Annotated in this window: 10 protein-coding genes; 5 read left to right on the top strand and 5 right to left on the bottom strand. The window is 70.5% G+C overall.

What is annotated here, in order from left to right; genetic code table 11:
• Positions 1-164: 164 nt before the first annotated feature.
• From EII35_RS14650 to EII35_RS14635, 4 genes are all read right to left on the bottom strand, one after another.
• Entirely contained in the window at positions 165-920 is a 756-nt protein-coding gene (locus EII35_RS14650; protein ID WP_125229206.1) for a hypothetical protein, read from the bottom strand.
• Positions 917-3,151 (bottom strand): hypothetical protein, encoded by a 2,235-nt coding sequence (locus EII35_RS14645; protein WP_125229205.1) that lies wholly within the window; start codon positions 3,149-3,151, stop codon positions 917-919. The genes EII35_RS14650 and EII35_RS14645 overlap by 4 nt, the downstream gene beginning before the upstream one ends.
• Positions 3,148-5,589: a hypothetical protein gene (locus EII35_RS14640; protein ID WP_125229204.1), complete on the bottom strand. Its 2,442-nt coding sequence runs from the start codon at positions 5,587-5,589 to the stop codon at positions 3,148-3,150. The genes EII35_RS14645 and EII35_RS14640 overlap by 4 nt, the downstream gene beginning before the upstream one ends.
• A 388-nt stretch (positions 5,590-5,977) precedes the next feature.
• A complete protein-coding gene (locus EII35_RS14635; protein ID WP_125229203.1) occupies positions 5,978-7,042 on the bottom strand; it encodes a hypothetical protein in 1,065 nt (354 codons plus the stop codon).
• 131 nt (positions 7,043-7,173) lie between these two features.
• Here EII35_RS14635 and EII35_RS14630 point away from each other — a divergent pair, with 131 nt between their 5' ends.
• The 5 genes from EII35_RS14630 (at position 7,174) to EII35_RS14610 (ending at position 12,612) form a co-directional block, all read left to right on the top strand.
• The gene (locus EII35_RS14630) at positions 7,174-7,812 is read left to right on the top strand and encodes a barstar family protein (protein WP_221739779.1); all 639 of its coding nucleotides are present in this window, start codon (positions 7,174-7,176) and stop codon (positions 7,810-7,812) included.
• A gap of 207 nt (positions 7,813-8,019) precedes the next feature.
• Complete coding sequence (locus EII35_RS14625) at positions 8,020-9,609, top strand: xylulokinase (RefSeq protein WP_125229202.1); 1,590 nt, start codon at positions 8,020-8,022, stop codon at positions 9,607-9,609.
• A gap of 108 nt (positions 9,610-9,717) precedes the next feature.
• Positions 9,718-10,641: an SGNH/GDSL hydrolase family protein gene (locus tag EII35_RS14620; protein ID WP_125229201.1), complete on the top strand. Its 924-nt coding sequence runs from the start codon at positions 9,718-9,720 to the stop codon at positions 10,639-10,641.
• Positions 10,642-10,729: 88 nt separating this feature from the next.
• Positions 10,730-12,067, top strand: coding sequence for an AAA family ATPase (locus EII35_RS14615; protein WP_125229200.1), 1,338 nt, complete (start codon positions 10,730-10,732; stop codon positions 12,065-12,067).
• Positions 12,064-12,612 (top strand): RloB family protein, encoded by a 549-nt coding sequence (locus EII35_RS14610; RefSeq protein ID WP_125229199.1) that lies wholly within the window; start codon positions 12,064-12,066, stop codon positions 12,610-12,612. Before EII35_RS14615 ends, EII35_RS14610 begins: the two co-directional genes overlap by 4 nt.
• Positions 12,613-12,715: 103 nt before the next feature.
• Here the strand turns inward: EII35_RS14610 and EII35_RS16050 are convergent.
• Positions 12,716-13,410 (bottom strand): hypothetical protein (locus EII35_RS16050; RefSeq protein ID WP_395858260.1); only part of this gene is annotated, 695 nt, incomplete at its 5' end.

Raw genomic sequence — 13,410 nt, 5'->3', positions numbered from 1 at the left:
TCCGAACCCCAAAATGACCGCAAGCCTCACGCTCACACTACGTGAGGCACCAACCCACCCTTCGCGCTCATTCCTACGTGAGGCACCTCGACACGCTGGGCGAGAACACTGACGATCGCCCGGGCCGCTGCCGACTTCGACCCGGGGCGTGCATCTTCCAGACGTCAGTCGCTCCTCCCCGGCTCGAAGGGCCTGCTCCTCCAGGTGGTCAATGCCTTCCGCCAGGTCAGGGCGAACTGTCGGGCGTCTCGTCGTCGCACCATACTGAGAACCTCATCGGTTGCTGCCTCCAGTCTCGAATGATCGACGGGCTCTACAGCATGGAGGGCCGCGAGCGCCTCAGCGATGATCGAAGCCAAGGAAGGTTCCTGTGGCAGTTGTGAGAAGGCCTCGGGATGGCGACAAGCAGTGAGGTAGTGCTCCTGCCAACGTCGCTGTGGACGTGGCACGGCCAGCTCCCTCGTGCCCAGCCAGGCCCGCCAGAAACTGGAACGCACAGGCAGCGCGAGGTCGTGGGCCACGATCAGCTCGTCGAGGAGAACCACGTGATGTGAGTCATGGCGTCGTCCTGAGTCGGCGACGCACCCGGCTCCCCACGTGGCTCCTCGAGCCACGGCGACGCGAGCGAGGACAGCCAACTGTTCAGGGTGGTGGTGAAGTTCCCAGGCGAGCCAATGACCACCCTGCGCGAGAATCCGAAGGAACTGCCGGGGAGACCCATCGAGCAGCAGCACGGCGAGCAGCGGACTGAGCCAGGCCCCTTCACGCAGGGACTCCGTGAGTATGGGGATGGCAGGGTCCAGGCCAGCGGATGCAGCCCGTTGTTCCTCCGGCCCCAGGGCCTCGATGGTGGCCATCAACTCGTCGCTGGTCCCCGACGAGGCGAGCTGCCGGTACCGCTCAGGCGGCCAAGGGGTCACCGGAGTGCCTTGACGATCGCCCGGGCCGCTGCCGCCGACTTCGATCTGGCGCCGCTCGCGGCCAGTGCCGTGACCTTCGGTAGTTCCGTCGGTTCCGGGACCGACGGGGCCAGGCGGGCCACCAGTTCCAGCAGGGGCGCGGTGCCCGGTGGGAGCCGGTCAGCCCCCGCGACCTGCTCCGCCATCACCGCCATGAGCGGCCACACCCCGGCCAGCCCGCCCTCGTCCGCGATCCGGGTCAGCAGCCAGACGATCCGCGCCACCGGCAGCGAGCCGTCTCTCGGCCAGGCCGCTGCCAGGCTCGCCCCGTCGAGGCGTTCCTCATCCCAGGCCGTGAACAGGGCCGCCGCGACGAGTTCCCGCAGCCCGGTGGGCACGGCCGCCGCCACCTGCAACGCACACCCGGCCAGCGCCACCGTGATGGGGCGGGCCAGATCCACCGCCCTCGCGCACCGCTCGGCGGCCTCCCCGGTCCGGTCCTGACCGAGGTCCGCCTCGATCCGCCGGATGACGGGGCCGAGTCGCGCCGGACACAGCCACACCGCCTCCCCCTCGAAACCGAAATGGGTGGGTGGCGCATAACCGGCCCACTCGGGGACGAGACTGCGCTCCGCCGCCTCCCAGCCGTCGGCCCGCCACAGGGCGACGGCGTCAGCGAGGCTGCCCCCGCCGTCGAGAGGAACCGCCGGGCACTCGCCCGGCTCCCGGGGATCCAGCCGGGACAGGGCGACGGCGACATCCGAGCGGATCAGGGGCTCCCCGGCCTCCGCCCAATCACGGGCCCTCGCGGCGACCTCGCTGACCTCCAGCCACGGCCGATCCGCGTGGGTCGTCGACAGCAGGCGGGGGATCCGCCCCAGCCGTGCCACGACGTCAGCCGCACGCAGCGCCGCCACCTGCTGGAACGGGCCGAGCCGCACCCCGGCCATCGGGTCGCGGCCCCGGCTCCAGTGGTCCAGGACCGTCCACAGCGGATGTCCGGCACGGCGCCCGTCGAACTCCTGCCTGACCAGGGCGGAAACCTGCTCGGCGCCGTCGTCGTCGGCGGCGGCGACCAGCGCGTCGAGGACCCGGTCCACCTCGACTGGGAACGGTTGGGGGTGGGCGCAGAGTCCCTGCAGCAGGACCGGGAGCTCCGGGCTCTCGGCGGCCGCGACGACCGCGGGAGGTCCCGACGGCGCGCGCCACAGCTCCGGTGCCGGTGTCGTCGGCGCCGGCTCCTGCCAGGACTCGAGCAGCGTCTTGGCGGCCCGCTGCACGTCGGGGGATCGGTCGTCGAGGAGGGCGGCGACGGTTCCGGTCAGGTCCGCCGTCGGGGAGGACAGGGAGCGGAGGCGCTCCAGCACCGCGAGTTTCGGCCCCTTCTCGCGTCTGACGAGGGTGTCGAGTGCCAGGACGCTGACCTGGTCGTCGTCGAGCTCCAGACCGAGCAGCGTGGTGCGCAGCCAGGTGGCGGGAGCCCCGGACAGCTGCGGCAGCAGCGTCAGCAGCCGATCGACGTGCGGGCCCAGCAGGTGCCCGAGGTCCAGCAGGTCCAACCAGGTGATGGCGGGACGCGGGTCCTTGTCGCGGCCCAGCGCCCCGACGAGCGCGGCGGCCAGCGCCTCGTCGTCCAAGGGTTCGACCTGCCGCAGATCTTCGAGACGGGAACGGATCCTCCGGTGATCCTCGGCGCGCTCCTCCACGAAGAACGACCACGGCTCGGTCAAGAGGTCCAGGAAGGAGCAGGTGGCAAGGAAGTTGCGTTCCCAGGCGCGGCCGGGGCTGGGCCAGTCGGCCTGAAAGGTGGGGTCGATGAGGAGGCCCGGGTGGTGCGGTTGCGGCAGGCCGACGTCGGCCAGCAGGTCCCGGATGAAGGGCGGGTCGAACGCAACCTCGTCGAGGGCGACCTCCACGAAGGCGGCCACCCAGTCCTTGCCCCGAGCCGCCAACTCGCGACGCACCAGCTCCAGCTGCTCCGGCGAGAGCCTGAGGAACCACCACGACGAGGTGGACGTGATCGCCTGCTGCACCGTGCCGTCGAGGTTGATGACGGCCAGGAGCAGGCCCAGCCCCCGGTCGGGGCGTCCGGCCTTGTCAACGGCCTTTCGTAGGGTCGGGAGCGCCTTCGGCAGGCCCCGGGCAGCAGCCGCACGCTCGTCGTCGTCGAGGGCTGCGAGCCGCTCGGGGAGGTCGCGCCACGTGGCGTCGTCGAACAGCTGGGTGAACCGCTCGGCCCGCCAGGTGCTCATCGGAGGGCCTTCGTCAGGGCCTGGGCGGCGGCGATGGCCTTGGATCTGCCCTTGCGGGCGGCCAGCGTGGCGACGGTGGGCAGGGCGACCGGAACCCCGGCGGCCTGGACCTCGGGCAGGAGGGCGAGGACGATCTCCAGCACGGTGCCGACGGCGGCCGTCAGTTTCTCCGCCCCGGCGACCTCCTCCGCGACGGCCACGAGCAGCGGCCACACCAGCGCCAGCCCGCCGAGTTCAGCGACCTGCCTGCACGTGGCGGCGAGTTTCGCCGGGGACAGCGGCCAGCCGTCGCGCAGGTCGTGGTCGAGGGCCCGGACCAGGTCGTCGGCTGTGACCGCGCCCCGGTCCCACGCCTCCACCAACGTCCGAGCCGTGAAGATCCGCCCCTCTGCGACGATGTCGGAGGCGTAGGAGATTGCGGCGAAGCTGAGCAGGGGAGAGAAGCGCGACGACACCTCGGCGACTCGGTTGAAATGCCCCTCGAACGGTGGCCAGAACCCGTGGTTGGCGGCCACGATGTTGGTCTCCAAGCGATGGAGATGGTGCGGCATGAGCGCCAGGGTCCAGTCCCCCTCACCGCTGGTCCCGCTGTGTCCGGAGTCGTAGTCCTCGTCCCAGGCGGTGGAAAGCCCGAGCAGGCGGTGGGTCGTCGCCTCGTTCCCGCGGGCCACCAGGCGGGGGCGCGCATCCTCCTGGGGAGGGTCCTGGATCTCGAGGCTGGGGGGAGCTGCGGGGGTGGTCAGCCAGGCGGCGAGCACCTCGTCGAGGCCGGAGTCCACGCCCTCGATGGGCAGGGCGAAGGGGGAGAGATCCTCAGGGGCGGTGTGAGGGTCGAGCCTCCCCAGCGCCACCGCGACATCCGCTGCCAGGGCCGCGCAGTCGGCGTCGCGGTACTGGGCGACGCGGTCCTGGAGAGCCTGCCAGGACAGCCGCATCATCGCCTCGTCCGGGGTGGACAGGACCGTCGGGACCCGGCCGAGGCCGTCCAGCAGGGAGAGCACCCGCTGGTTGTTGAGCTCCCCGAGGGGATAGCTGGTGTGGGGGTCGCCGGGGCGGTCGCTTTCGAGGGGGTTCGCCAGGTGGTCGTTGGCCCACAGCCACAGCAATCTCAAGAGGGACAGGTTGATGCTGCTGGGCCTTTCGAGGTCGGCGCGGATGGCGTCGACGACGACGTCACGGCCGCGTGCGGCGGCGGTGATGACGAGCTCGGCCAGCCGGAACTCCGAGGGCTCGGGGTCGAGGCTCCACGTGATGCCGAGGAGGGTCTCGTGGAGGGACGGCTCGTCGAGCACCCGTGGTTCCCAGGCGGGTGGTTCGGGGGCGGCCCCGGTGGGTTCCCGCCACAGCCCGTGGACGACGGTCGTCGTCGCGTCACGGCCCCAGGCGGCCAGGAGATCCTTCCCGGCCTGGGCGATGCCGGGGTCGTCGTCGGCCGCGGCGACGTCGACCATCGCGACCAGTTCGTCGCTGGGGCGGGTGATGCGGGCGCAGGCGGCGAGGAGTTTGCGGCGCAGCGGTTTGCTGGTGCCCGACAGCACCGCCAACGCGACCTCCGTCAGCTCCGGATCCGTCAGCTCCGCCTTGAGCAGCTGGGTGACGAGGAAGGTCAGCGCCTTGTTGCGGGCGTTGTGGACGGCCGGGATGGCGATCCCCTTGTGCCGCGCCACGAGGTCGGCCAGGCCGAGCCCGGCGATCCAGTCCACCGCGTTGCGCTGCCAGGCGTGGAACTCGCCGCGTTCGATGACCGCCAGGAGAGCCACGACGAGCTCGTCGCCCCGGAGGTCGTCGCCGAGGGCCTCGCGGATGCGCGGGGCCAGCTCGTCGATGCTGCCGTCATGGGTGTTCTGCAGGGCGTCGGGCAGGCGACAGGCCATGAGGAGGCGCTCCTGCCAGCGGTAACCCGGGCCGGGGACCGGCACGTCCCTCAGCCAGCTGATCCACAACGTCGGGGACTCCGGCAGGGGGAGGCGGTGGTGCTCGATGAGGAGGTCGGCCGCCCAGCAGGCGTCGGCCGGGGCGCTCTTCGTGGCGGCACTCGCGACGAACCGCTCCGCCCAGTCGCGGGGCTGCGCGGTGAGGGCCTCGGCGACGCTGTCGGGCCGGAGCCGCTCATTGCCGTACACGCAGGAGAGCCGACCGATGGCCTTCACCACCTGGGCCGGGGTCGCGCCGAGTTCGATGAGCAGCACCACGCCCCAGCCGTCGCCCTCGTGAGGGGAGCCGATCGGGAAGGGGCCGGGCTGGTGCCACTCGCGACGTGGTGTGGCCTGATGCCAGGTGGGCCGGGCGTCGGAGTCGTCGAGGAGGGCCTTCTTCAGCGCCTGGACGACGCCTGTGCGCCCGGTGGGCATCGCGTCGAGCCGGGCGAGGATGAGGTCGTGGAGGTCTTTCTCGGAGGTCGGCGGCGGTTCGGCGGCGAAGATCTCGGCGAGGTTCACCCGGTCATCGTGGCAGATCCCCAACCCCCTGTCAGCCCCCTCGTCCCGCGCCCTCCTTGGTCACGAACCGCCGTTCTGCTTCGATGGCAGCGTTGACATCAGGGCCTCGTGGAAGCGAAGCGGCGGTTCGTGCACGTCTCGTCCCTCGTCCCGCGCGCTGGGGGCCCGGGCCTGGCCCGGCGTCCCGCCCGGACGTCCCCGACGTCGCCCGGCCTCCCGCCTCTCGTCCCGCCTCTCGTGCCGCGCCCTCTGTGGTCACGAATCGCCGTTCTGCTTCGATGGCAGCGTTGACATCAGGGTCTCGTGGAGGCGAAGCGGCGGTTCGTGCACGCCCGGCCCCGCCCCGTCCGGCCCCACCGCGTCCGGCCTCGAGGCCCTGTTTCCCGCGTTAAGGCAGGCGAACCGCCAGGGCCGCGACGATGTCCTCGATCCGCACCACGACGGTCTGCCGGTTCCCGTCATGTCTGGCCCACGTGGTGAGCACCAGGTGCCGACCGCTGCGGTCCCGGAAGGGGAACGGGGCGTACGTCTCGTCGCTGTCGACGTCGAAGATCTCTCGGCCGGGGACGGGCGGGAACCCCTCGACCTCCAGCTCGCGCCCGAGCGTCAAGGCCGCCGGATCGAAGCCCCAGATGCGTGCGTCGCCGCTCTGCACCAGCGCCAGGTCCTCGGTGAGGAAGGTCTCCCAGAAGCCGACCCCCTCCACCTCGGCGAAGACCTGCGGGTCTCCCTCGACGGTGACCACGGGCTTCACGCCCGCCCAGTCGCAGCTGAGGTGGCGGTAGTCGTCGTTGTCCCACACCAGGGCCCGCCGTCCCGACGGCGACCACGCCACCAGCGCCCGATCCTGGCGGGGGAACAGCTCCGTGGCCCGGATCTTCTTCCGGCCGACGCCCTGGGTCAGCGTCAACAGCCACGACCCGATGCCGTCCTGCCCACCGCCCAGGTCCAGCATCATCTGCTGAGCACCCGGCGTGGTGGTGACCGCGACGGCGTGCAGTCGCGTGACGGAGGGGAAGAACGGATCCTTCAGGGCCCCCCTCGCGATCGTGTCGCCGTCGCTGGCATCCAGACAGTGCAGTGCGAGGTGCTCCGGATCCAACCGTTCCACCACCCACACCAGCGTCGCGTCCTGGCTGAGACACACCTCCTCGGCCCGGAGCGGACTCACCCAGCGCTCCGCCCCGGAGGTGATGTCACGGCACCGCAACCCGTCGTTCTCCGCGACCACCAACAGGTCGCGGTGCAGCGTCGCGACCACCTCTCCCTCAGGGCGGTCCAGCCGGTACCCGCACTCCCGGAGCGTGTCATCGACGACCTCCCTGACGGCACCCTCGGCGTCGAGCAGCAGGGTGCGGTCATCCCCCGCGACGGTGGGAATCGCGGTGTGGAGCCCCGGAAGGACGACGACGGGCGGACAGGAGACCGGCGAGGAGGCGGAGGAAGCAGACATGACATCCATGATGACGGCAGAACGAGACGTTGTCCCCGCGAACATCATGCCGGGGAACCCGGTACCGTCGTCCCGGGGGACGGAAGGAGAGCCATGGACCAGCAGCAGGTCGCCCATCGGAGGCCGTGACCGTGTCCTCGCGCATCGACCCGCTCCGCACCGCCCTCCACGTCGCCGACTGGGACGTCATCGCCGAGGAGCCCGGCTCCTGGGTGCTGCGGCACCGGTTCCTGCCCGCGGGGGACCTCACCCTGGCGCTCCAGAGCATCGGCTGGAACGGGCGCGACCTCGGCAACGAGCAGGCCTACGGCTGCCACATCGAGGAGCACCCCGACCTCTCGCTGTACCTCTCCCGCAACACCGTCGAACGACGCCGGGCCATCGCCGAGTTCGTCGACGGCCTCACCCGTCACGCCCAGCGAGTCGCCCAGCGCCCCCGGGCCGCCGACCCCGTCGAGTACGTCATCAACGTCCGCAACGTGCCCAACCGGGAGCAGCTGTTCCGGCTGCTGGCACGAACGCTCACCTTCCCCGACTACTTCGGCGGGAACTGGAGCGCGCTCGACGACTGCATGCGCGACCTCCAGTGGCTCGAGGCCGACCTCACCATCCGCTTTCAGCACCTGGACCACCTCGCCGAGCGCGCTCCCAGCGTCCACCGCGGCCTCGTCGAGGGCATCGACCTGTGGTCCCGGCACTGGGACTCCCAGCCCGACCGGGTGGTCCGCTTCGTGGGCCAAGAGGGTGCGCGGATAGGGGATGCTCGCTGATTTTCCGCTGGTCGAGCCGCGCAGCGAAGCGAGCGTGTCGAGACCTTCGCAAGGGTCCCTGCAAACCGTCGCCGGGTCTCGACACGGGCCCCTGCACCACGTTCCGGGTCCCGGCTCGACCAGCGGGGAAGAAGGGCTTGAACGGGAGAGCCGACGGCGACGCTGACACCCCGGTAGGCTTTCGGCATCGCCCAGAGGAGTGCCGCCATGTCGAACCCGACCGACCCCACCGCCGCCATCGTCCACGGAGAGACCGCCCTCGGTATCGAGTTCGGCTCCACCCGCATCAAGGCGGTGCTGACCGGGCCGGACCACCAGCCCATCGCCACCGGCGCCCACGACTGGGAGAACCAGTTCGTCGACCGGATCTGGACCTACTCCCTCGACGACGCCGTCACGGGCATGCAGGAGGCCTATGCCACCCTCGTCGCGGATGTCCGTCACCGCTACGGTGTCGAACTGACCCAGCTCGGCGCCATCGGCGTCTCCGGGATGATGCACGGCTACCTCGCCCTCGACGCCCACGATCGGCTGCTCGTGCCGTTCCGCACCTGGCGCAACACGATGACCGGCCCCGCGTCGCAGCAGCTCAGCGAGCTCTTCGGCTGCACCATCCCGCAGCGCTGGTCGATCGCCCACCTGTGGCAGGCGGCCCTCGCCGAGGAGGAGCACGTCCGCGACGTGGCGCGGATCACCACCCTCGCCGGGTGGATCCACTGGCGACTCACCGGGCGCCGCGTCGTCGGGGCCTGCGAGGCCTCCGGCATGTTCCCCCTCGACCCCCAGGTGGCGTGGCGGGCCGACGCGGTGGCGGCCTTCGACGAGGTGGCGGCGCAGCGGGGGCTGAACTGGAGCGTCACCGAGCTGCTCCCGGAACCCCTCCCGGCCGGGGCGGACGCGGGCACCCTCACCCCGGAGGGCGCGCTCCTGCTCGACCCGTCCGGCCACCTTCACGCGGGCTGCCTCGCCTGCCCGCCCGAGGGCGACGCCGGGACCGGCATGGTCGCCACCAACACCGTCGCCCCCCGCACCGGAAACGTCTCCGCAGGCACCTCGATCTTCGCCCTCATCGTCCTCGACACCCCACCGGCGGAGGCCCACCCGGCCATCGAGATGCTCTCGACCCCCGGCGGCGACCCGGTGGCGATGGTTCACTGCAACAACGGCGCCTCGGAGGTCAACACCTGGGCGTCGGTGTTCACCCAGTTCGCGGAGCGGCTCGGCGTCCCCACGGATCAGGGACGGATCTTCGAGGCGCTGTTCACCGCGTCGCTCGACGGGGCGCCGGACGCGGGCGGGCTCGTCGCCTTCAACTATCTGTCCGGGGAACACCTCGTGGAGTTGGAGGAGGGCAGGCCCTTGGTGTTGCGGACCCCGGACAGCGAGCTCACGCTGGCCAATTTCATGCGCGCCCAGCTGTACTCGGTGTTCGCGACGCTGCGGGTGGGGCTCGATGTGCTGCTCCAGGACGACGCCGTCGCCCTGGATTCGCTGTTCGCCCACGGTGGCGTGTTCCGCACCCCCGGCGTGGCGCAGCGGCACCTGGCCGCCGCCACCCGGGTTCCCGTCGCGGTGGGGGAGACCGCCGCCGAGGGTGGGGCGTGGGGGATCGCCCTGCTCGCCGCGTTCGCACGTTCGGGTGCTGCCTCGCTGCCAGAGTTCCTCGCCGGGGTGTTCACGTCGGCGGAGACCGTCGTCGTCCACCCCGACCCGATCGAGGTCGAGGGCTTCGAGACCTACTACCGACGTCAGATGGCTGCGCTGGAGGTGGAACGGGTCGCGCTCCGGCACACCTGAGAAGGGTGGATGACCACCTCCGCCCGGGGCGGGATTCCCGGCCGGGCGAGGTCGTAGGATGCGACCAGCCATCGTCGCCGAGTGCGCCACGACCATTAGGAGGTTCCGATGACCCCGTCCCGCCACCGCATCACCTGCTGGGGTGACAGTCTTACCGAGGGCGGATCGAAGGACGGGATATTCCCCCTGTCCCAGGCGTGGCCCGCGAGGCTGGAGGAGGCACTGGGTGGCGCGGTGCGGGTCGTGAACCGGGGACGGTGTGGGGAGACGGCCGACGGTGTGGGGATCCGCTGCGGGTCGTTGGAGGTGTGGGTGCGGCCCGTCGGCGGGACCATCCCGGCCGAGGGGGAGGTGCGCCTGGAGTGCGCGCAGACCTGCGACCACGAGGAGCGACGCTACGAGGGCTCCCTCGCGGGGGTGGCGGGGACGCTGGAGCGCAGGGGGGACACGTGGTTCTTCGAGCGGACGGAGCCGGGTGCCCCGGCGCAGGTGGGCATGCTCGTCCCGTTCGTCTCGGGGCTGCCGGACTCGCGCGGCGACGTCCTGATCTACTCCGTCGGCACGAACAACCACTGGGCGAACGGCACGACGGTGTGCCCCGACCGCACGACCCATGTCATTGCGTCGCATCAGCGGTTCCTGGACTGGGCCGGGCACGACAGGGTGCTGTTCATCGGACTGAGCCCGGCGACGACGAACCGTCCCGGGGACATCCTGTGGCAGCTGGCGGAGCGTCTCAACGCATGGCTGCTGGAGCACCATCCGGGGCGCTTCTTCGACTTCCGCACCTGGCTCAGGGAGGAGGCCCTGGAGGCGGCGGGCATCACCCCGACCGACGACGACCTGCGAGCCAGGGCGGAGGGCCGCACCCCGCAGTCGGTGATGGACCGGGGTGACGACGTCCACTTCTCGACGGCGATCCATGCGGCCCTCGGCCGTCGCCTGGCGGCGGAGCTGACGGCGCGGGGCTGGGTCGACGGAGGAGTCCCGGACGAGACTCCGGGCCACCGGTTCCCGCCAGTGGAGCCGTGATGAGTGCCTGAGGACTGCTGATCTGGTGATTTTCTTCAAATCTTGACTTGTTGTGCAGTTGATTGTGTTCGATGTGTAGAGTTGAGGCATGCTGCTGCTCTCGTTCACGGCACGGAACCACAAGTCGATCCGCGACGGGGCGGTCCTCGAGTTCAACCGCCCCGAGCTGAGGACGCTGCGACCCGCCCCCGGGGCGACGTGGGAGTCGAGTGTGTACCCCGTGGCGGGGCTCTTCGGAGCCAATGCCTCCGGCAAGTCCACCGTCCTCGACGCGCTGAAGTACGTGCTCAGCGCCATCCGGTACTCGGCCACGTCCTGGCTCGAACGCAAGCAGATACCTCGGGCCCCGTTCCGGCTCGATGCCGGATCGCTGCGGACGCCGAGCCGGTACGAACTGGATTTCGTCCTGGACGGGACGCGGCACACCTACGGCTTCGAGGTCGACGACGAGGGGATTGTCGCGGAATGGCTGAGGGATGTGCCGCGCACCCGCCCCAGAGTGCTGTTCGAGCGGACCAGCGACCGGGTCTCCTACGGGCGTGGGGTGGTCTCGATGGGCCGGGTCGCGGCCCGGGAGCTGCTCCTCAGTCGCGCCATCACGCTGAAACACGATGTGCTAGCCCCCATCGGGAGTGCTCTGCTGGATGGTGTCGAGATCGTTCCGCTGGGGGAGGAGGAGCGTCGGAACCGGATCGGGGCCATCGTGGACGACCTCGCTGAGGGAAGATCGACCCCCGAGATGATCTCGACGGTGCTGCGGATGGCGGACGTCGGCATCCGGGGGGTCAGCCTGCGCGAGGACGCGCTCCCACCAAGCCTCCTTGAGAGGATGCTTCGGTTCCGCGAGGCATTCCAGATCCTCGTCCAGGACATCGATGACCCGCCCGAGGAGTCGACGTCGGAGCTGGGGGAAGGGGAAGGGCTGCCCGAGCCCGCCGTCGAGGCGGTGATCCGCGGGCTGGAGTTCGATCATGGCTGCGACGCGGGGCCGTTCACCATGCGCGAGGAGAGCGACGGCACCCTGGCCTGGCTGGCGCTGGCCATCCCGGCCATCAACCGGCTCCGGAAGGGCGGCCTGTTCGTCGTCGATGAACTCGGGGCCAGCCTCCACCCTCACCTGGCGGAGATCCTCATCGGGTTCTTCCAGAACCCGGAGTTCAACACCGCGGGGGCGCAGCTGCTCTTCACCAGCCACGACACCCATCTGCTGTCGAACCTCTCCGAGCTCGGGTTCGAGAAGGGGCAGATCTGGTTCACGGAGAAGGAGAATGACGGGGCCACGGAGCTGTTCTCCCTGGCCGATTTCACCACGCACCGGGACGACAACGTCGCCAAGCGGTACCTGGAAGGTCGCTACGGGGCGCTGCCGAGGCTGGCCCCCAGCCTCATCCACACGCTGCTGGAGGACGGTCAGGGGGCGGCGTGAGGCGGCGACGTCAGCGGAGGGAACGGCCGCACGGCCTCGTCGTGACGGAGGGAAAGGTCACCGAGATCCAGTATCTGGAGCAGCTGCGCCAGGTCCTTCCCCGAACCGCCGCCACGTTCACCGCGTGTGGTGATGGAACCGACCCATTGCGGGTGGTGAAACGGGCGGTCAAGGAACGCACACGGCGTGACTACGACTGGGTGGTGTGTCTCGTCGACTGCGACGAGCATGCGACCCTGGAAGAGGCCTTCGCCTTGGCCAGGCGTGAGGGGGTCGAGGTGCTGGTGAGCAATCCCTGCTTTGAGGTGTGGTTGCTGTGGCACCAGGAGGACTGGCGGAGGCCCGGCTCCACCGCGAGACAGCTCCAGGACAGGCTGACGTCGCTGAAGCTGATGAAGGGCAAGAACCTCCTCGGGAAGTTCCCCGTGGGCAACCACGAGGCGGCCCGGAAACGGGCGAAGGCTGCGGGAACTGTGTCAGCCAACTGCCGCGGTCCCAACCCCTCCACCGCTCTCCCAGCGCTGCTGGATCTGCTGCAATCCTGACGCCGTTCCATCCGGTTCGCCGGCGGCGAGGCGAGGGTGCGTGAACAACGCAGTGGGGCCTGCCACCGTGACTGGTGACAGGCCCCACGCGCTGGTCAGCGGATCAGCTACCGGTCTTCGGCAGCTTCGGCTTCTTGCCGCACATCGGCATGGAGCCGACGTGGGTGAAGGTGGCGGTGCCGTCCTGGTTCAGGGTCCAGCCCTTGCCCAGGTCACCGACCTTCTTGCCCGCCTCCGGGGTCACCGTGACGGTGACCTTGAACTTGCCACCGTGCATGGTCACGGACGGGGTTCCGTAGACGAGACCCGGCACCTTCGGCACCTCGACCTGCGGCGGGGTCGGCTTCGACGACCCCGGCTTGCAGACACCCGGGACGACCTTCGGATCGACCGGCTTCACCGGCTCCGCATCGGCGGGCGGGGTCGGGGTCGGCGGGGTCGGCGGGGTGGTCGGGGTCGGCGGCGTGGGTGCGTCACACATCGGCTGCTCCACCGTGGTGGTGAAGGTGGCGGTGCCGTCGTTGTTGTAGACCCAGCCCTCGGGCAGGTTGCCGCCGTTGATGATGAAGCCGTCCTTGCGGGTGGCGATCACGGTGACGGTGACGTTGCGGCCCTCGGTGACGATCTTCGGGTCACCGTAGGTGATGCCCTCGGTGGTCGGAACCTCGACGGTCGGGTCGCTCGGGGTGGTCGAGCCCGGGGTGCACACGCCCGGGGTCACGGTCGGGGAGACCGGGACGACGAGCTGGGCGCAGACGGGCTTGGGCTCGCGCTTCTCGAACTGGGCGATCTTCTTCT

The sequence above is a fragment of the Arachnia propionica genome, from assembly GCF_003932785.1.
Lineage (GTDB): Bacteria > Actinomycetota > Actinomycetes > Propionibacteriales > Propionibacteriaceae > Arachnia > Arachnia propionica_B.
The sequence above is the reverse complement of the archived record's forward strand: the minus strand, read 5'-3'. Positions and strand labels throughout refer to the sequence as shown.

Excerpts from the sequence above, each read along its gene's own strand:
- EII35_RS14645 (WP_125229205.1), bottom strand. The coding sequence starts at position 3,151 with ATGAGCACCTGGCGGGCCGAGCGGTTCACCCAGCTGTTCGACGACGCC.
- EII35_RS14635 (WP_125229203.1), bottom strand. The coding sequence starts at position 7,042 with ATGTCTGCTTCCTCCGCCTCCTCGCCGGTCTCCTGTCCGCCCGTCGTC.
- EII35_RS14625 (WP_125229202.1), top strand. The coding sequence starts at position 8,020 with ATGTCGAACCCGACCGACCCCACCGCCGCCATCGTCCACGGAGAGACC.
- EII35_RS14620 (WP_125229201.1), top strand. The coding sequence starts at position 9,718 with ATGACCCCGTCCCGCCACCGCATCACCTGCTGGGGTGACAGTCTTACC.
- EII35_RS14615 (WP_125229200.1), top strand. The coding sequence starts at position 10,730 with ATGCTGCTGCTCTCGTTCACGGCACGGAACCACAAGTCGATCCGCGAC.